Source organism: Natronolimnobius baerhuensis, from assembly GCF_002177135.1.
Lineage (GTDB): Archaea > Halobacteriota > Halobacteria > Halobacteriales > Natrialbaceae > Natronolimnobius > Natronolimnobius baerhuensis.
The window spans coordinates 547,626-566,110 of record NZ_MWPH01000001.1 but is presented as its reverse complement, the minus strand read 5'-3'; the positions used below and the strand labels follow the sequence as shown (position 1 = coordinate 566,110).

General features: G+C 62.7%; 21 protein-coding genes. 7 read left to right on the top strand and 14 right to left on the bottom strand.

Annotated elements, in window-relative coordinates:
- Positions 1 to 209: 209 nt before the first annotated feature.
- A complete protein-coding gene (locus B2G88_RS02830) occupies positions 210 to 734 on the bottom strand; it encodes a hypothetical protein (protein WP_087713909.1) in 525 nt (174 codons plus the stop codon).
- Between the two features lie 138 nt (positions 735 to 872).
- On the opposite strand from B2G88_RS02830, the gene B2G88_RS02825 reads away from it, so the two are divergent.
- On the top strand, positions 873 to 1,940 hold the full coding sequence (locus tag B2G88_RS02825) for an mRNA surveillance protein pelota (RefSeq protein WP_054864173.1): 1,068 nt from the start codon (positions 873 to 875) through the stop codon (positions 1,938 to 1,940).
- Positions 1,941 to 1,967: 27 nt separating this feature from the next.
- Positions 1,968 to 2,288, top strand: coding sequence for a hypothetical protein (locus B2G88_RS02820; protein ID WP_087713908.1), 321 nt, complete (start codon positions 1,968 to 1,970; stop codon positions 2,286 to 2,288).
- A 19-nt stretch (positions 2,289 to 2,307) separates the two neighbouring features.
- Here the strand turns inward: B2G88_RS02820 and B2G88_RS02815 are convergent, their stop codons facing one another.
- From B2G88_RS02815 to B2G88_RS02800, 4 genes are all read right to left on the bottom strand, one after another.
- Entirely contained in the window at positions 2,308 to 3,498 is a 1,191-nt protein-coding gene (locus tag B2G88_RS02815; protein ID WP_087714282.1) for a threonine synthase, read from the bottom strand.
- Between the two features lie 144 nt (positions 3,499 to 3,642).
- Entirely contained in the window at positions 3,643 to 4,341 is a 699-nt protein-coding gene (locus B2G88_RS02810) for a DUF4013 domain-containing protein (RefSeq protein ID WP_087713907.1), read from the bottom strand.
- A gap of 201 nt (positions 4,342 to 4,542) precedes the next feature.
- Complete coding sequence (locus B2G88_RS02805) at positions 4,543 to 4,719, bottom strand: 50S ribosomal protein L37e (protein WP_087713906.1); 177 nt, start codon at positions 4,717 to 4,719, stop codon at positions 4,543 to 4,545.
- Positions 4,716 to 4,961, bottom strand: coding sequence for an LSM domain-containing protein (locus tag B2G88_RS02800; RefSeq protein ID WP_054863879.1), 246 nt, complete (start codon positions 4,959 to 4,961; stop codon positions 4,716 to 4,718). Before B2G88_RS02800 ends, B2G88_RS02805 begins: the two co-directional genes overlap by 4 nt.
- A 151-nt stretch (positions 4,962 to 5,112) precedes the next feature.
- Here B2G88_RS02800 and B2G88_RS02795 point away from each other — a divergent pair, with 151 nt between their 5' ends.
- Both B2G88_RS02795 and B2G88_RS02790 read left to right on the top strand, forming a co-directional pair.
- Positions 5,113 to 5,448 (top strand): hypothetical protein, encoded by a 336-nt coding sequence (locus B2G88_RS02795; RefSeq protein ID WP_054863880.1) that lies wholly within the window; start codon positions 5,113 to 5,115, stop codon positions 5,446 to 5,448.
- A 140-nt stretch (positions 5,449 to 5,588) separates the two neighbouring features.
- Positions 5,589 to 6,551 (top strand): zinc-dependent metalloprotease, encoded by a 963-nt coding sequence (locus B2G88_RS02790; protein ID WP_087713905.1) that lies wholly within the window; start codon positions 5,589 to 5,591, stop codon positions 6,549 to 6,551.
- Positions 6,552 to 6,567: 16 nt separating this feature from the next.
- On the opposite strand, the gene B2G88_RS02785 is transcribed toward B2G88_RS02790, so the two are convergent.
- The 3 genes from B2G88_RS02785 to B2G88_RS02775 all read right to left on the bottom strand — a co-directional run bounded on the left by B2G88_RS02785 (position 6,568) and on the right by B2G88_RS02775 (position 7,906).
- Complete coding sequence (locus tag B2G88_RS02785; RefSeq protein WP_054863881.1) at positions 6,568 to 6,867, bottom strand: hypothetical protein; 300 nt, start codon at positions 6,865 to 6,867, stop codon at positions 6,568 to 6,570.
- On the bottom strand, positions 6,864 to 7,277 hold the full coding sequence (locus B2G88_RS02780) for a nuclear transport factor 2 family protein (protein WP_054863882.1): 414 nt from the start codon (positions 7,275 to 7,277) through the stop codon (positions 6,864 to 6,866). Before B2G88_RS02780 ends, B2G88_RS02785 begins: the two co-directional genes overlap by 4 nt.
- Before the next feature lie 74 nt (positions 7,278 to 7,351).
- Positions 7,352 to 7,906: a helix-hairpin-helix domain-containing protein gene (locus B2G88_RS02775; protein WP_054863883.1), complete on the bottom strand. Its 555-nt coding sequence runs from the start codon at positions 7,904 to 7,906 to the stop codon at positions 7,352 to 7,354.
- 127 nt (positions 7,907 to 8,033) lie between these two features.
- On the opposite strand from B2G88_RS02775, the gene B2G88_RS02770 reads away from it, so the two are divergent.
- Positions 8,034 to 8,273 carry a hypothetical protein gene (locus B2G88_RS02770; RefSeq protein ID WP_054863884.1) on the top strand — a complete coding sequence of 80 codons (240 nt, stop codon included), beginning with the start codon at positions 8,034 to 8,036 and terminating at the stop codon, positions 8,271 to 8,273.
- Between the two features lie 11 nt (positions 8,274 to 8,284).
- Here B2G88_RS02770 and B2G88_RS02765 read toward each other — a convergent pair whose 3' ends face one another.
- A complete protein-coding gene (locus B2G88_RS02765; protein ID WP_054863885.1) occupies positions 8,285 to 8,860 on the bottom strand; it encodes an SPW repeat protein in 576 nt (191 codons plus the stop codon).
- Between the two features lie 205 nt (positions 8,861 to 9,065).
- Between B2G88_RS02765 and B2G88_RS02760 the strand changes: the two genes are divergently transcribed.
- Entirely contained in the window at positions 9,066 to 11,792 is a 2,727-nt protein-coding gene (locus B2G88_RS02760; protein ID WP_087713904.1) for an AAA domain-containing protein, read from the top strand.
- A gap of 124 nt (positions 11,793 to 11,916) precedes the next feature.
- Here B2G88_RS02760 and B2G88_RS02755 read toward each other — a convergent pair whose 3' ends face one another.
- The 5 genes from B2G88_RS02755 to B2G88_RS02735 all read right to left on the bottom strand — a co-directional run bounded on the left by B2G88_RS02755 (position 11,917) and on the right by B2G88_RS02735 (position 17,599).
- A complete protein-coding gene (locus B2G88_RS02755) occupies positions 11,917 to 12,393 on the bottom strand; it encodes a hypothetical protein (RefSeq protein WP_140408811.1) in 477 nt (158 codons plus the stop codon).
- A 342-nt stretch (positions 12,394 to 12,735) separates the two neighbouring features.
- Positions 12,736 to 13,722 carry an AIR synthase family protein gene (locus tag B2G88_RS02750; RefSeq protein ID WP_087713903.1) on the bottom strand — a complete coding sequence of 329 codons (987 nt, stop codon included), beginning with the start codon at positions 13,720 to 13,722 and terminating at the stop codon, positions 12,736 to 12,738.
- A 194-nt stretch (positions 13,723 to 13,916) separates the two neighbouring features.
- Positions 13,917 to 14,564, bottom strand: coding sequence for a class I SAM-dependent methyltransferase (locus B2G88_RS02745; RefSeq protein ID WP_054863887.1), 648 nt, complete (start codon positions 14,562 to 14,564; stop codon positions 13,917 to 13,919).
- On the bottom strand, positions 14,561 to 14,743 hold the full coding sequence (locus B2G88_RS02740) for a hypothetical protein (protein WP_054863888.1): 183 nt from the start codon (positions 14,741 to 14,743) through the stop codon (positions 14,561 to 14,563). Before B2G88_RS02740 ends, B2G88_RS02745 begins: the two co-directional genes overlap by 4 nt.
- Positions 14,744 to 14,812: 69 nt before the next feature.
- Entirely contained in the window at positions 14,813 to 17,599 is a 2,787-nt protein-coding gene (locus B2G88_RS02735; protein ID WP_087713902.1) for an ATP-dependent helicase, read from the bottom strand.
- A 123-nt stretch (positions 17,600 to 17,722) separates the two neighbouring features.
- Here B2G88_RS02735 and B2G88_RS02730 point away from each other — a divergent pair, with 123 nt between their 5' ends.
- The gene (locus tag B2G88_RS02730) at positions 17,723 to 18,457 is read left to right on the top strand and encodes an MBL fold metallo-hydrolase (protein ID WP_054863889.1); all 735 of its coding nucleotides are present in this window, start codon (positions 17,723 to 17,725) and stop codon (positions 18,455 to 18,457) included.
- The last annotated feature ends 28 nt before the right edge of the window (positions 18,458 to 18,485 follow it).

Here is an 18,485-nt window from a genome sequence, read left to right as displayed (position 1 = left end):
CGCTTCGCTGGCGAGCAAACAGACCGACTCACGGACACGGCGGAATCGGATCGACGGGCGACGGAATCGTTCGGAACGTCCACGCCTCTCAGTCACAACTTCGGAGAGTTGAATCTCTCGATTCGAACCTGCGAAAACGGTGTCTTCGTGGGTGTGGTTACCTCTCACACCGACTCGAACTGACCGGGAGTATCGGCTCGGCTCTCGACTTAGCCGTCGATCTCACCCGGCTCTGCGTCGGCGTGCTCGAGGCGGTCGTCCCAGCGCTGTTGGCTCTCGTCGTAGGAGGCGCCGAGGGCGATGAGAAAGCCCACGATGGCGGTTACGAGGGCGATGATGCCGACGGCGACGGTCGCGACGGGGAGTAGCGCGCCGGGAAGGACCTGTGCGGCGGTCAACAGTGCGGTGGCGGTCACGGCTGCGATGAGCGCGAGCAGGCGACCGAAGCGGCCGATTCCGAGCCACTGGCCGCCACCGCGCTCGGTGCGGTCGGCCAGTTCGTTCAGGACGCCGCTGTACTCGCCAGTCGTGGCGTTGCCGAGTGAGTGCACCGAGTGGGCGACCCACAGCCCCGCGGTGAAGTTGAGCAGCGCGACGAACGAAACGACGCCGAGCTGGCCGCCGATGAACAACCCCGCAAAGACGGCGTTGGCGAACGCAAGCACCATCACGCCATGGATGACGAGCGACCGGGAACCGAATGATTCGAGTGCGGAGACGTGTGCGATCTTCATACGGTAACATGGCACTCACAGCGGTTAGCAGTCGTCCCTAACAGTGCCAAGACTCGCAGAGGGCGCCGTGGCCGCGCATCACGCGCCGTGACTCGAGGGATCGCAGCCCACTTAGTCTCGCCACCCAAATCGCAGACTATGCAGATCAAAGACCGGGAGCAGGTCGAGGGCGGCCGCGAGCGGGTGACGGTCGTCCCCGAGAGCGTCGACGATCTCTGGCACCTCCAGTACGTCTTAGAGCCCGGCGACCGCGTTGCGGGCGATACGACCCGGCGGATCCAGCGCAACGACGACCAGATGCGCGATACGGGCGGCGAGCGCGAGCACATGTGGGTCGCTATCGCCGTCGACGATATCGAGTTCCACAAGTTCGCGAACCGGCTGCGGGTCGGCGGCGAGATCGTCGCCTGTTCGCGCGAGGACCAGTTGGGATTCCACCACACCCTGAACGTCGAAGAGCGTGAGGAACTCTCCATCGAGAAGTGGTTCAAGCCGGATCAGGAGGCCCGCCTCGAGGAAGCCGAAGAAGCCACCGAAAACCCCGACGTGGCTATCGCGACGGTCGAAGAGGGCCAGGCCCACGTCCACACGGTCGCCCAGTACGGCACCGAAGAGCGCGCGGCGATCACCGGTCCGACCGGCAAAGGCGAGTTCGCCCGCGAGCGCTCCGAACTGTTCGCCGAACTCGGCAACGTCCTCAAACGCCAGGACGCCGATGCGATCATCCTCGCCGGACCCGGCTTTACGAAACAGGACGCGCAAAAGTACATCGAGAACAACGAACCCGCAGTCGCCGAGAAGCTCACGATGGTCGATACGGCAGCCGTTGGCGACCGCGGGGTCCACGAGGTCCTGAAACGCGGAGCCGTCGCAGACGTTCAACAGGAAACGCGCATCGAGAGCGAGGCCGAGTACATCGACGAACTCACGAAGCGCATGGCTCAGGGCGCGAAAGCCGCCTACGGTCCCGACCAGGTCCAGCAGGCCGCAGAATTTGGTGCCATCGAGCGCTTGCTCGTCCTCGACGACCGCCTGCGAAAAGAGCGCGGCCCCGACGGCGAGTGGGCGCTCGATATCGATGACCTCGTCCGAACGACTGAGCAGAAAGGCGGCGACGTCACCGTCTTCTCGAGCGAGTTCCCGCCGGGCGAACAGCTGTCGAATCTCGGCGGCATCGCAGCGTTGCTTCGCTATCGCCTCGAGTGAGACGGAGAGCACAGAGAGGTCAGACACGTGCTCGTCTCGTCACCACTCGCGGTCGTGCTCTGGGCGCTGGCTATCGGCTTCTACGGCGTTGGCGACCTCGTGACGACGCTTCGCGGCCTCGAGTACGACGACCTCGAGGAAGGGCAACAAATCCCGCGCACAATACTCGGCGAGCCACCGTCGGCCGTGCGATTCGGCCTGTTCAAGGCCGTGATTCTCGGCGTCTTTTACGCAGGCTCGCTCGCCGTGCCCGACCCTCGAATTCGGCTGCTTATCCCGGCCGGAATCGCGATGGTTGGTGCCTATGCGGTGTTCAATAACCTTCGAGCGATTTGGTCCGTACGGTAGCTGCGTCGACCAGCAGCGATCAGATTCCCTGACCCATCAGGTGACTGCGCAGTACGTCCGCCTCCTTGTTCCCGGTGCCCGTGTTGCAGATGACGACCGTCTCGTCCCCGTCGAAGGCACCTTGCTCGGCCAGTTCCCACGCGCCGCTGGCTGCCGCGGCCGAACTCGGGGCCATCTCGATGCCCGCGTGCTGGGCGACCTGGACGCCGGACTCGAGAATGCTGGGGTCGTCGCTCGTGACGGCACCGCCACCGCTCTCGCGGATCGCCTCGAGCGCCTGCGGGCCGCCTGCGGGGTCCGGAACCTCGAGTGTGCCACAGATCGTGTCCGGCGTTTCCTCGGGCTGGTGGGCGTCCTGGCCCGCCTCGTGGGCCTCGACGATGGGCGCACAGCCGCTGGGTTGGACCGCGTACAGCGGCGGCAGGTCGTCGATCAGCCCGAGTTCGCGAAACTCCGTTGCACCCTTGTAGAGGCCCGTGAGGCCGACGCCGCTGCCCGTCGGATAACAGATCGCGTCGGGCACCTCCCACTCGAGTTGTTCGATCAGTTCGTACAGCAGCGTCTTCGCGCCCTCGTGGCGATAGGGCGTCTCGAACGCCTGCAGCGAGTACCAGTCGTCGTGTTCGTCGAGGACCTCCGCGGCCGCCTCGAGCGCGTCGCCGTAGCGCCCGCCGACGACGTTCATGTCGCCGCCGTGGACGTTGACCATCGCCTTGGTCGTAAAGCCCGAGCGCGAGGGAAGATAGACGTGTGACTCGAGGCCCGCGCGGCCCGCGTAGGCGGCTGCGGACTGCCCCCCGTCGCCGGTCGAGGCGAGTGCCACGTCGGTCGCGCCGTGCTGGCTCGCGGCCGTGAGGGCGACGCTTTGCCCACGGTCTGCGACCGAGCCCGTCGGATTCCGTCCCTCGTCTTTGATGTAGACGCGCTCAACGCCCAACTCCTCGGCCAGCGCCGGGCACTCGACCAGCGCCGTTGCTCCTTCGTTTGTCGAGACCGCACTCTCGCGAGTGAACGGCAGCAGTTCCTCGTAGCGCCACTGGGTGTCGAACGGTCTCGAGGCGAGCGTCTCGCGGTCCAAGTCGATTGCGTCGTAGTCATAGCGCGCCTCGAGTCGTCCCCCACAGTCCGGACACGCGTGCGATTCGTCGGCGTCGACGGTCGTCTCGCAGTCGACACACTCGAGGCCGACGAACGCGTCGGTCGTCTCCAGTTCCATATCGGTGTGTTTGCGGCCCGAGACTAATGGCTGTCCATCGGTCGGCTGGTGATACTGTCGGACAGAAGTCAGTGAGAAGTCGGTCGCGATTCGCGACCGATCTTCAAATAGTTCTGTCCAACAGTATGAAAAACCGGTTCAAACAGCGGGTCGTTCGCCCGTCGATTCGGTGCCATCCTGTTCGAGCGTGACGGGGTGGAGTTCGCCCCAGGTGCGCCCGATCACGGAGTACGCGGCGACCAGCGCGTAGAACGAGACGAGCGCACCCAGTACCGGCCCGAGGAAGGGGATCGGCGCGAGAACGCCAGAGACGAACCCGCCGACGATCACGATTCCGAGGGCGATCAGCCAGGCGCTCGCGTAGGTTCCGGTTCGAAGCGTTGGGCGCAGTGCCTCGAGATCGATTCCCGCGCCGAGTCGTCGCTCGGCGGCGAAGTTCGCGATTCCTGCTGGCGCGACGTACATCGCCGCGATGGCGACGGCGAGCGTCAGGAGGGCGCTGATGGTCAGCGCGCCGATGCCGAGGACGCCGGGTTCGCCACCCGTTGCGAGCAGAATTCCGCCGACGAGTACCGTCCCGACGACGGCCGGAACAAGCGCGTACGCGAGCAAAATGAGGCCCACTTTCGCGCCGTCGACCAACATCTCGCCCCAGTCTTCGAACGTCGGAGCCTCCTCGTCGCCATGTGCGGTTCGGTCGACGACGCGGACAATGTAGCCCCAGACGAGAAACAGGGGGAGCAACAAGAAGCTAAACAAGAGAAAGATTCCGCCGAGTATAGTCGTCTTCCAGGCGTCGTCACTGTTGTTCAGGTAGGAAAGTGCGTCAGTTAGCATGGGTATCCCTCGACCGCCTGCCTCGGTGCAGCGTGGTCGCTACTAATTAGGCTCGAGACGGGCATAAACGTTTGTTACGCCCGAAATCAAGTATCTCAGCCGATCTGGCGGCTTCAGTCGGTCGCGGTCTCGAGGGAATCGAGACACGCATCGCTCAGGGTACTGAAAGTGAAGAAGAACGGGTATCGAGATCGGCGCGAATTAATTGTCGCCGGTTTTCGACTGCCACTCGTAGTCGCGGCGTTTGGCGGACGTGCCAAAGCCACAGGACGAGCAGACTTTCTTCTTCGTGTGGTATGACTTCTCTCCGCAGCGACGGCACTTCGTGTGGGTCGTCGTGTTCTTCTTTCCTTGGCTTGGGGTTCCTGCACCAGTCATGGAGTGATCGAAACGACGTTATCGCCGCGTATAATGGTTGTGTCTTCACTCGACGCATCGTCGTCGGTCGGTTCAGACCCCGAGACGGCGTCCGTCGTCGCAATCGTCACATCCTCGAGTACGAGGTTCATATGCTGGTCGTAGCCAGCGAGGTCGCCATCGTACTCGTCGCCACTTTTGAGTCGTACTGTGACCCGGTCGCCGAGTGACGCCTCGAGGACGTCCAGCGGTCGTCCACTCATACGAAAGACCGCAGGTGATGAACACTTAATCGTACCGGTCCTCCGTGCACAGCGTGCGGGGTCAGGGGATGCCTACTGAGGCCCGAACAACGACTATCAAGATATCGGAGTCAACCAAACGGATAAGTAGGCCGTCGTTGACCGTCCCACTATGGGAGATAAAAACTTCACCCTCATCGAGTTGCATCTGGACGGGAATCCGCAGTTCGGCCCGCGAACGATCAGCGACGCGCTGCCGTTCGGTGGCACTGCTGATACTGCCGACGAAGACGCAGTCGACGACCTCGAGACGGAGCCAGAAACCGACACCGACCTCGAGTCGGAGTTCGAGGAGGACGACGGCTCGAGCGGGAAGGGCGCACTCGGTGCTGTCGTCGCGCTTGCCGTCCTCGTCGTTGCCGGCGTTGCCGTCAAGAAGTTCCGCGGCGGCGACGATGAGGCCGACCTCGAGGCCGAAGACGAACAGCCAGACGTTATCGTCAACTAACCCTCGAGCGCGCTGCGAGCGCGGTCGACTCGGCACGGAATAGAGCGGCCTTCCGCGCAATCGAGTTGCCAGTTCGTTGTCTGTGAGTGGAGTGCTGGCCGGGCCGAACCCTTTTGCGTTCGCTTACCGTACCTAGGGCCGTGAATCTCTATCGTAGCGTCCGGGCCGTTGCCGACGCGTCCGGCGACGATGCAATCGACTGGGAGTCGGCCGCCGACGCAGCCAAGGCGGCGACCGAGCCTGGCTCGATTGCGCTAACGGCGGACGAACGCGAGGCGTACGCACGTGACGTTCGAGACGCCCGTGCCGGCGTCCGTGAGGTTTCCGGACTCGAGTTTGACGTTCCCGAGACTGTCGAGATCCAGAACCGCCATCACTGGATCGACGCCAACGTCGCGACCTTCGAACGCATTATGCGCACGCTCGAGACCCACGCCGGGACTGGTGCGTTTCCGGGCGTCGCCCGAACCGTCAATACGGGCACGATGACGGTGCTGCTTGCCTTCCTCGGACGAAACGTCCTCGGTCAGTACGACCCGCTCTTGCTTGCTGACTCGCCACAGGAAGATCACGCGCTGTATTTCGTCCAGCCAAACATCCTCAATGCGGCTGACACGCTCGCGGTCGATGCCGACCGCTTCCGGCGCTGGATCGCGTTCCACGAAGTCACCCACGCCGCCGAGTTCGGGGCCGCACCGTGGCTCTCCGAGCATCTCGAGCAGCGCATGGAGGCGGGTATCGCGACGCTTTCACAGGGGTCGTTCGACCGTGATGCGTTCCGCGAACTCGACGCGGCGATGACCGTCGTCGAAGGCTATGCTGAACTGCTGATGGATCACGCCTTCGACGGCGAGTACGAAGACCTGCGGCGAAAACTCGACGAGCGCCGACAGGGTCGTGGCCCGCTCCAGCAGTTGTTCCGTCGCCTGCTCGGGCTCGGTCTCAAGCGCCGCCAGTACGAACGCGGGAAGGACTTCTTCGAACACATCGCCGCCGCTCGCGACCTCGAGACGGCCTCGCTGGTCTGGGAGGGCCCGGAGTACCTGCCGAGTCACGATGAACTCGACGCGCCGGAGACGTGGATTCGACGCGTCGAGCGCTGAAGTCCGTCTGACCTCGCTATCCCATGATCCGGGACAGGTACCACAGCAACGCGCCACCGAGAAGGAAACTGCCGAGCGTGACCGCGCCGATCACCTCGAGCGGAGCGCCGCCCTGAATCGCCATGAGGCCACCGGAGAGCCCGACGAGAGCGACGAATCCGGCACCGAGTTGTCGTCGGCCCGCGACGTCGGGATCGCGTGCGCTCGTGCCGTGACGGCCTCGTCCCCGGCGGTTCCGTCCGCGGCGACCGTGCTCTCGAGTGTCCTGCTCACGGTCGCGTTTGTGCCCATACGTCCGCCCGCGGTCGTCGCTCATACCGCCTCCGCGGTGCTGACGTGCATCGAGACAAAGCGCCAGTCTGGGTCTGAATCAGTCGCGTCCTCGCTCGAGTCGGCCGGAACAAGCGTCCCACTCCAGCGCGTTTCGAAGCGCTTGCGGTCGCCGCGTTCGGTGTCCGTCCAGGCCATCGTCACTTCGTCTGCGAACGTCGCCGCTCCCTCGTACTCGCTGACGACCAGATTGGTACTCTCGAGTGACCACGCATCGGTCGTTTCGGTCTGTTCTCGAAGCGCCTCGGCGACCGCCTCGTAGCCAGACAGCGCCTCGCTGATGCCAAACTTGACTGTCGTCGCTCCCTCGACCTCGAGGAAATACGCCTCGAGCGCCTCGCCGGCCCGGAGCGCGTCGTAGTACTCGCGGACGACGGTTGCTGGGGACTCACTCATTGGTGTCTTCGTCGGATGCGAGTCGTATAGACCCACCGGACGCAATCGCAGGCGAGTTGCAGGCACGTCGCAGGTCACATGAAGCCGCGGTCGACTTCATCCGTCTCGATCAAGTCTTCGAGTTCCGCGTTCAGCAGGTCGTCGGCCTCCTCGAACCGGTCGGCCAACGCCTCGAGTTCGTCGGGGCGGTCATACTGGTCGTACTCCATCGGCCCGAACGCCGGACTCTCGAGAGCGTCCATCACGTCGTCGAACAGATCCTGTGGCCGCGTCGGTGCATCCGCGTGGGTCTCGAGAACTGTCTGGAGGCGCTTCGAGACGGAGTGGGCATGGTCTTCGTCCTCGGGTGGCGACTGGACGGCAAAGCGGCCCCCCGACTCTTGCTGGTCGGGAAGAAACGAGCCGATTTCGTCGTCGAGATTGCGGGCGACGTGCGTGCCGACGCCGCGCACCTCGTAGGGGTTTTTGGCGTACGTTTTCAGGAAAAAGACCCCAGCGCGAGGATGTGCGAGATACATGTCTTCGCCGACACCACCGGCTCGGTCACCGGCAACTGCCCGCCAGTCTTCGGCGTCGACACCTCGGTCAGTAACGTCCTCAAGTATGTCCTGCCACTCGCGAATCCGCATAGGCGGCGGTTGGAACGCAGTCGGAATGAACGTATCGGTCGGGGTGAAAACGGAGGTGCCCAGTCAGGGCACGAACCAAAAGGAATACGACGGGTGACCCGACAGGACGCATATCCCTCGATTCGCCATGTCTACCCGCCAATCCGTCCCGATTTCCGAACTGTTTCGTGCGACGCCAGCGACGAGTTGCTTGCTGACGATTGGGCCACTGGTGCTTGCAGTCGGACAGTTACTCAACAGTTACGTCAACGGCGTATCACCGGTCGTCTCACTCAGTTTCGCTCTCGGTGTCCTCGGCTTTGCCGTCGTCGCGTTGCGTCATCACGCAGCGGAGTATCGGCTTCGAACGCTCGAGGCAGAGATCTGAGGACGGGTTGTTTAGCCACTGTCAAGGTCTGCATCAGTGATGGCTCGCGCTTCGCGGGCTTCGTAGGCGTTGTACCCGGAGAGCCCGGCGATGAGCAGGCCGGTGACGAGCGTACTCCAGAACATGCCACCGATCATCTCGAACAGCGCCGCCGAGATAATGAGCCAGATGCCGAGGACGGCGACCAGCGAGGCGACGCCGACGCTCAACGGAATATCGTTCGCAAGGCGGTAGTAGTTGTATCCCGCAGCGACGAACACGACTGCGCCGACGAGGACGTTGTTCCCAAGCGTCGCACCGCTTACCTCATAGAGCAACACGGAGAGTGCAACCCACGCGCCCAGAACAGCGACGAGCGCGCTGACGAGAGAGGTGTTCCGACGCCGCTCCTCCGAGGCGATCAGCGTCCCGTCGTCGCCCGGATCGCGTTCGTCCATCTGCGGGTTGTCGCCGACGCCGGTTTCCGAGTCGACATCCGAGACCATCGCCTCCTCGGCAGGGTCTCTCGGCGTGTCTGCCCGCTCGTCGTGTCTCGGATCAGAGTCGGATTCCGTCTCCCGATGACGGTCGTCTGTCGGGTCACTCATAGACGGCGCTTGCCCTCGAGTTCTCAAAAGCGAGGGCGACCGTTTCGGTCACCGACTGGGCGAGAACGGGAGTAAGACGGGATTACGTTCGTGAACGGTTATGGCTGGGTGCTGGGAAGACGCGTCGAGCCGCCGAAACACTCGCCTGCCGACGAGAGTCACCGACTAGTAGCGTTTTTGCTGGCTCGGTTCGTGAGCCATAGTCGTGCACATACGCGGAACCGTCGCGGGCGACGTCGAGGTGCGGTCGGTGTCGACAAGCTACGGCGAGAGCGATCTGGCCGAGGTACCGCTGCAGATCGACACGGTCGCAACCGACATCGAGTCGATTCATGCCTCGAGGCCGGCCCCAGCCGACGGCGAGGACCACGAGCCGACCACAGTCACGTGCTGGAACAAGTGGACCGAGTCGGCCGACCTGCTCGAGGCCGGGATGGAACTGCTGGTTACGGACGTCGCAGAAGACGAGTATCAGGGCGAACAGCGATACAAGACGACGGGAGAGTCGTACGTCGTCGTCGAGCCGAGCTTTCTCGTCAACGTGACCTCGATCCGCAACTGGGTGGAGTGTCCGCGCCTGTACTACCTGAACAAGCTCTCGGGCGTCCCCCTGAACTATCCGGTCGTGAAAGGGACGCTCGTCCACGAGGTCTTCGGCGACTTGCTCCGCGGGCGCGACCTCGAGGAGTCCATCGATGCGCGCGTCGAGGAACGCGGCCTGCAACTCGGCTTACTCGGTGAGTCTCCCGAAGCCGTCGCCGAGGACGTTCGCGAGAACGCCGGCGCAATCGAGGGCTGGCTCGAGCAGGGTCGCCTCACCGAAGATGATTCCTGGCGCTCCGAGCAACTGCTCATCAGCGAGACGTTCGGCATCCGCGGGCGGGCTGACGCCATCCGGCGGGGCGCGCCAGTCGAACTCAAGACTGGCAAGAACCTCAAGAAAGAGCCCCGGTTCAAGGACAAGGTGCAGGCCGCCTGCTACGCGCTTTTGCTCGAGGAACGCGGCGGCGACGTGGATACGGGAACGCTCCTCTATACGAAAAACTCCGCGCTGGATCGCAACGAGGAGACTGGCGATCTCACGCCGGCGAAGGACTTCTCGATGGGCGATGGCCTCCTGAAGTTCGTCGTTCGTCTGCGAAACGAACTCGCCGCGATGGAGATGACCGAGGGCGTTCCCACGGGCTATGAAGGCTCAGCCAAATGCGAGTACTGCTTCGAGCAGGACACCTGCATGGTCGTCTCCGGTCGCCTCGACCAGGAGTCCAAAGCCGGCCAGATCGGCACGCCACTCCCTGAGGCGGAACGCGAGTACTTCGACCGATTCTATCGCGCCATCGAGGAGGAACGCCGCGAAGTCCATCGCGAGTACGCCAAACTCTGGGAGCAAGACGCCCAGGAACGCGCCGACGACGACCGCGCGCTGATCGACCTCGAGTTCACCGAGATGCGCGAACTCGAGGGCGGACGCTGGGAACTGCACGCGACGCGCACGAGCGGCGCGACCTCGAAGCTCCGCGAGGGCGACCTCGTGCTGGCGAGCGACGGCCACCCGGTTCGGGGCAACTCCGAGCTTGCGATGATCGAGCGACTGGATGATGAGGTCGTACTGACGGCCGACGAACCGGTCGAAGTCTCGAGACTGGACGTCTACCCCTCCGAACTCACCACGGATCGGCTGCTCGCCGCGCTCCACGATGCGCTGTTGAAGGGCAACGAGCGCCGGAAAGACGTGCTGTTCGGTCGCGCTGATCCCGAATTCGGTGAAATCGAGGAGACATTCATCGACAACAACGCACGCCAGAACGAGGCCGTGACGAAGGCTGTCGGCGCGAACGACTGCGCGCTGATCCACGGCCCGCCCGGCACCGGGAAGACCTACACCATCGCTCGAGCCATCCGCGCGATGGTCGAACGCGGCGAGCGCGTTCTCCTCTCAGCGTTTACCAATCGGGCCGTCGATAACGCACTCGAGGCGGTCCTCGAGCAACTCGGTGATAGCCTCGAGTCGGACCGCGTCGTCCGTGTTGGCTCCGAAAGCGGCGTTCGCGACGACATGGCACCCTATCGTCTGGAGCGGTCGGGCGAGCCCGAAGACCGTCTTGCCGAACTCGAGAACGCGCAGGTGGTCGCGGCGACGACGGCGACCTGTGGCTCTCGCGTGATGAAAGAGCAGGCCTTCGACGTGGCGCTGGTTGATGAGGCCGCCCAACTGACCGAACCCGGCACGCACGCGGCGATCAACCTCGCCGAGCGGTTCGTTCTGGTCGGCGACCACGAGCAACTGCCGCCCGTCGTCCGCGCCGAAAACGAACTGACGGAGTCGCTGTTCGAACGGCTCATCGATCTCCACCCCGAGGCGGGCGTCATGCTCGACCGCCAGTACCGCATGAACCAGCGCATTCAGGCATTCGCCTCGAGCGAGTTCTACGACGGCCAGTTGCGCCCGGCCGAACCCGAGGTTGCAGCCCGGACGCTCGACGACCTCGAGGGGGTCGCTCGAGACACGCTTCCTGACTCCCTGCACGATCCAGTCACGTTCGTCGACGTTGAGGGTGACGGAAGTCGCTACACGGACAGCGAGGAGGCCGCCCGCATCGCCGAGTTGATCGAGACCTACGAATCGGCTGGCCTCGAGCGTACGGATATCGGGGTCATTGCCCCGTTCCGCGCTCAGGTGTCCGAAATCTCGAAACACGTGCCCGAGGACGTGGCAGTCGACACCGTTGATCGGTTCCAGGGCTCGAGCCAAGAGGTCATCATCGTCTCCTTTACCGCGACCGACAGGCTCGAGGGGCCGATCTTCGAGGACTACCGCCGGATTAACGTCGCGCTGACGCGCCCAAAGCGCGCGCTCGTCCTCGTCGGTGATGCGACCGCGCTCGAGAGTGAGCCGGTTTATGAACGGATGCTCGAGTGGGCACAGGGATAACAGTAGTGTAGCAGGGTTTCGTTAGTCAGAGTGCGTCGTGAAACTCCTGTTCAGTATAAGTGACCAATGTAACGAACATGGGGTAGAATCCACGAAAACAAACTGCTGAATCCTTCGCAAGGAATCAATCTTCAGAATATAATAATATATTCACCTTCAGTATGTTTGATTTATATTCAATATATGTCCCTTTTGCTTCGTCAGAATCTGAGACGTGATCGGGGAGTTGTTCACGAGCCTCGCGGGCCTCCTGTGCTTTTTCTCCTGTTCTCGGGTGTGTGGTTGCAAGGGCCGCTTCTCCGTATAGTTCCTCCTCGGGTTCGGAATCAGTTCCGAAGAGCATATCAAGAGCATCGTTGATCAGTTCGACATCCTCTATACGTTCGTCGTCGGAGGAAATCGGCTCAACGTCATTTGGAGTTGACTCAACAACTTCAATCGTCACGGAAACTCCTAAACTCGAATCCGGGTTTTCCCACGGATCACCATCGTATTCGTCCTCATCGTATTCGTCCTCGTCACGGTCAACGGCAAACGTGCACCCTGCGGTACCCATTCCACAGGCCACTCCGCATATCCCAAGAAGCGTTCTGCGTTTCATACTGTGATGTGTCTGATATGTAGACAAATGTCTTGTGGGCTCTTTTGCCCGACCCTTATACAAACGTAATATCTCGTTCGTGTCTGCGGCAAAGACTGATGGTCAGTACATCGGTATCGAGTACCATAACGTTCATCAATAGCTATCGTTCATTACCGAACGAATGCAACCAGTGGGGAGGGAATCACGTGGTGCAATCGAGCTGTGCGCTCGCCGTCCACAGCCGGGGACGCTCGAGACACACGAACCACAAACCGAGACGAAGCGATTTTATCAGCCGTCGGCACTGCCACAGCCGGTCGACTTGCTGGCTCGTGGCTCGAGAGCGATTCGCTGACGCGATCAGGCGTCGGCGTCGCTGTCAGCCGACTCCCAAAGCGGGTACAAATCGTCCTCGAGCGAGCCAGTCAGTGGCTCGCCCTCGAGTAACACGTCCGACCCGCCAGCCGTCGCGATGCCGATATCGGCGGCTGCGATCCCGGCGTTTGCGAGATCTGCGAGACAGTCCTCGACGGCGTCGGCTGGCACGGCCGCGAGCAAGGCTCCGGAGCCGAAAATCTGCAGTGGATCCACGTCGGCCGCCTCGCAGAGTCGCCGGGTTTCCTCGCGGACCGGAACCGCATCACGGTCGACCTCGAGGCGGACATCCGAGGCGCGAGCGAGTTCCCGTAATCCGGCCACGACGCCGCCTTCGGTCGGGTCGTGCATCGCCGTCGCGTACTCGCGGACGACGCGGGCATCGGGGACGATAGAGAGGTCCTCGAGAAACGCTTCGGCGCGCTCGCGCAGATCGTCGTCGATCTCGAACTCATCGCCGAAATCGGACGCGAGAATCGCCGTGCCCTCGATCCCCGCTGCTTTCGTCAGAATGACTCGGTCGCCGGGTTCTGCGCCGCCGGTCGGGATCACTGTCTCGGTTGCGCCCATCGCCGTCAGCGAGAGCAGCGGGCGCTCGAGTTGGTCGACGTACTCGGAGTGGCCACCGACAATCGACGCGCCGACCTCGTTCGCGGCGGCGTCGAGATCGGCCGTGATGGTCTCGAGGTCGGCGCTCTCGTCGGGGAGCAAGATGACGGCGGTCAGCCAGCGCGGGTCGGCCCCGGCCGCGGCGACGTCGTTACAGGCAATGGCGACGCCGAGGGTGCCGACCTTCGAGGCAGCAAGCGAGATTGGGTCGGAACTCACGACGAGATTGCCACCCGGCCAGTCGATGGCCGCAGCGTCCTCGCCGTGGGCCGGCCCCTGGATGATCGTCTCGTCTGCGTCGGCGTTTCCCGTCCGATTGAAGACGTGTGTGAGCAACTTCTCCGGCGGTACCTTCCCGGGCATATCACGAACTGGAACGATTGGAGGTTTGTACCTGTCGGCGTCGACTCGAGGACGTCGATGATCGTGGCTGGTGCAAACCTACTGCTGGCACTGTTCCCGACCAATGCTGCTGACTGCTGTGTGCTGAATAGACGCCCGGTTCTCACATGCGACCTCGGCTAGCAGAGACAGTCAGTCGGTGTCACAGAGCGGGTCTATGCACGCGACTCGTGATGGGCAACGACGACTTCGACCGGGACGATGACCGCCCACTCGATCCGGGTTTGCACAACCCCGAATCCGGCGGTAGTAAGGACGGCACTGACATCGAGCGGGCGACTATCGACCAGCGTCGGAAAAGCGTCGTTGAGTCGCGTATAGAGCAGCGAGACGATATCGCTCGCCGCTGTCGTGGGGCTGATGACACAGATTCGACCGCTCGGTCTGAGCACACGATGGATTTCGGCGAGGACGGCCGTCCGGTGGTCGTCGTCGAACAGTTCGAGCGCGAAACTCACGAGGACAGCATCGAAACTGTCGGCATCGAACGGCAACGACAGTGCATCGCCGCAGACAACCGCGGATGGATCCTCGTCGTCAAGCCGATCCTGTGCGAGTTGGCACATCTGCTCTGCAACGTCGATCCCGATAACGTGGCCGTCAGATGCGACAGCATTCTGCAGTGTGGCAATCCCGCGACCGGTCCCACAGCCGATGTCGAGAACGCGGTCGTCGGGAGAGACGCCGAACCACTCGATTCCGCGTCTCCGAAGACGACCCTGGAACGGATCAACGAGGACGTCATAGTACGGACTGAGCGCGTTATACCACGCTTTGCTGTGATGTGTCTGTTCCCGTCTCACGGTTCTGTGCGCTCTTCCGAACTGCGGGAGAACCGCTTGAAAAGGGAAGCGATACCGAGTAGTATCCCGACAAAAACGACCCCTCCTGCAAGCAGAATAAAGAGGATGAGGGTGATCGGAAGGGCAACGTTGGCAATCGGCAACATCATCACCGACCGGGGACATACAATTCCTGACATTAGTGATTTGTTCGCAGGGAACTATATTTAAAAATTAGTGTCAGAAAGGCCTCGTGGAGATTTCGATCCCTACTCTGATTCAGAGGCAAGTCCCTGCATCGACTCCGTGCCGATCTCCTCGAGGACGTGCTCGTGAAACGCCTGTAAGGCCGCGCTCTCGTCTTCGGCGAGCACGACGTCACTCGCGGAGAGCGTCGCGAGGCCAAACGCACGCGGTGTTGGCGAGTCGACGAGGTGGCGTTCGACTGCGAGGTCGCCCGACTCAATCGCGTCGACGACGGCCTCGAGTTCGTCGACGGCGAGTTTGTCCTCGAGGATTTCGCGATAGGTCTCTTCGATGACGGCGAAGTTCTCGAGGTCCTCCGCGAATCCGAGGAGCATCTCGCTCGAGACCTGCTGCTCGCTGGCGGATTTCTCGTAGCCCTTGTAGCGTTTGAGGATCATCAGCGAGCGGGTTGCGTTGATCCGGAAATACCGTTGCAGCAGGTCAGTATCAGAAATCGCTACGCGCAGGTCATCCCGGACCTGGTCGGCGGAGAGATCGTCGATAATGCCCTCGAGGTCGACTTTTCGATTTAGGGGCATCGAGAGCACGAAGCCGTTGTCCGCGACGGCGACGCGGACGTTGGCCGTCGCCTCTTGGGCGCAGCGATACGCCAGCAGGCGCGAGAAGCCGTCGTTGAATCTGCGGCCGTACGCGGAGTGGACGTAGTAGTGGCGTTCGTACTCCTCGCGGTCGCGGTCGACCTCGATGGCGAGTCGGTCGGGCGTGCTGACGCTTTCCGGGCCGGCGTACTGGAGTTGGTGGTCGAACAGCCGTGCGATGGCGCGGACGCTGTTGTCGTCTAACGGGAACTCCCGGAGCCACGCGCGAACGCGCGCCGGTCCGCCCTCCTCGTAGTGGTCGAGCAGTTGTCCCTGAAAGTCGACGATTTCCCGACCCAGATCGTACGATAGCGGCAGGCGTTCGGAGTACCACGACGGCACCGTCGGCCGCGAGTGCGTGCGGTCGACATAGACCTTCGACCCCCGGCGGTAGCGAAACTCGAAGTGGTCGCCGCCGAGGACGAACACGTCGCCTTTCTCGAGCGTGTCCAGATAGTTCTCGTCGAGTTGGCCGACCCACTCGTCGCTGGCACGGGTGTAGACGTCGCAGGTAAAAGAGTCCGGAATCGTCCCGATGTTGGTCATGTAGATCACCCGCGCGAGTCGGCCGCGCTTGCCGATCAGCGGTTTGCCCACCGGATACTCCTCGTAGTGGTGCTCGCCGTCGGGTGGGTCGTTCTCGTCGCGCCAGATTTTCGCGTAGACGTTCTTGTCCTCGAGACCGGCGTACTCAGCGGTGAGGTACCGACAGAGCGACTCCCACTCCGCCTCGGAGTAGGCGCGGTAGGGATACGCGCGACGCAGTACGTTTTTCACGTCCGATTCCGGGCGAATCTCGGCGATTGCCATCCCGTAGACCTGCTGGGACGCCACGTCCTGTGCGTTTTCGGGGATCGAAACCGAGTCGACGAAGCCCTCCTCGGCCTTTTTGAGCATGACGGCACACTCGAGCAGTTCGTCTCGGTCCAGTGCGATTACTCGCCCGGTGACGGTTTGGCCGACGCGGTGGCCGGCGCGGCCGACCCGCTGGAGCAGCGAGGCGACGGATTTGGGCGAGCCGACCTGCACCACGAGGTCGACGTGGGGCATGTCGATGCCCAACTCGAGGCTCGTCGAGGTGGTCACCACGTCGAGCGTGCCGTCTTTGAGCCGCCCCTCGATGTTGTGGCGGACCTCCTTCGAGAGACTGCCGTGGTGACAGCCAGAGTTCTCTTCGTCGTAGGCGTCGAAGTTCTCGCGGAGGGTGTGCAGGACGCGTTCTGCGCCCGAGCGGGTGTTCGTAAAGACGAGCGTGTTGGTATGGTCCTGAATGTGCTCGTGGAGCATCGCATAGAAGCGCTCCTGGACGACCTCGCGGGACGTATTGATCAGGTCGTCCGCGGGACACTCGAGTTCGATGTCGAACTCACGGGCGAAGCGGGCGTCGACGATGTCGTACGGGCGGTGGTCGCCACCCGACTCTTCCTGTCCGACGAGGAACTCCGCAACCTGCGACAACGGATCAATCGTCGCCGAACAGCCAATTCGCGTAATGTCGTGCTCGACCATCGCCTCGAGTCGCTCGAGGCTCACGGACAGATGCGTCCCCCGTTTGCTCGCGGCCAGCGAGTGGATCTCATCGACGATGACGTACTCGATGGTCCGCAGCTTTTCGCGAAACTTCGGCGAGTTGAGCAAGATGGCGAGCGTCTCGGGCGTCGTATTCAGGATGTGGGGCGTCTCCTCGAGCATCTTCTGGCGCTCGCTCGAGGGCGTATCGCCGTGGCGGATGGCGTGGCGAATCTCGCCCATCGGTTCGTCGCGGTCGGCAGCGAGCGATTCGATGCCATCGAGTGGGACCTCGAGATTCCGGTGGATGTCGTTTGCGAGCGACTTGAGGGGAGAGATATACAGACAGTAGACGGAATTCTCGAGGCCGCCGGTCTCCTCGGTCTCGGCTGTGGATTCGCGGTCGCGTCTGTAGAGTTCGTTGATGATCGCACAGAAACTGGCTTGCGTTTTGCCCGATCCGGTCGGCGCACAGATCAACGTGTTCTGTTCGTCGTGGATCTTCGGAATCGCACCGCGCTGTGGCGGCGTAAAAAAGCCCTCGTTCTCGGGAACGAATTCGCCGAATTCCTCGAGCCACCACTCCTGGACTGCGGGCTCGAGCAGGTCGAAGACATTGCCGTCGGAAATCGTCGCCGCGTTGGGATCGAACGGCAATTCCTCGTCGGCGACCGGCAACTCGAGATCCGCAGATCCGCTCATTGCCGACGACTCGGGGACGGGTATGTAAGAGGGTTTGGCCAGCGCAGTGAAAGTGAAACGATGGGGGCGACAGTCACAGCGGCCAGCGCAACCCTTTTGCTCGGGCCGGGCACACGCTCTCGCATGCAGGTTACGTTTTTGGGCACCGGAAGCGCAATGCCGACGGGCGAGCGCTTCCAGACGGGAGTGCTCCTACAGGCGGATGGTCGAACACTGCTCGTCGATTGCGGGTCGGGCGTTCTTCACCGCCTCCAGCAATCCGGCGTCGGCTACGAGAACGTTTCGACGGTGCTGTTGACACACCACCATCTCGACCACATCGCCGATCTGTTGCCGCTGATGAAAGCCCGCTGGCTCGCCGGCGAGGAACACCTCGAGATTGTCGGCCCGCAGGGGACGAAAGGGCTGGTCGACGACCTGCTCTCAGTCCACGAGTATATGGACGGGCGACTCGAGTTGCAGATCCGCGAAGTCCATCAGGGCGAGTTTTCGGTCGCCGGCTTCGACGTCTCGGCGTATGAAACTCGCCACTCGCTGCCGTGTCTGGCCTACCGCTTCGGCGATCTGTTTACGTTCAGCAGCGACACCGAGGCGTTTGACGGACTGGCGAACTTCGCTGAAGGTTCGGCGGTGCTTGCTCATGACTGTTCGTTCCCCGACGACGTCGACGTCTCGATTCATCCCACGCCGGAAACACTCGGAACGGCGCTCGCCGGCCACGATATCGGCCGTATCTATCTGACGCATCTCTATCCGCACACCGACGGCCGCCACGAGGAAATGCTCGAGTCGATTGCCAGACAGTACGACGGCGATGTCCGGTTTGCGGAGGATCTGCTGACGATTACGATTGAGTGAGTTGCCGGGCAACAGGGCAATTTCGGCG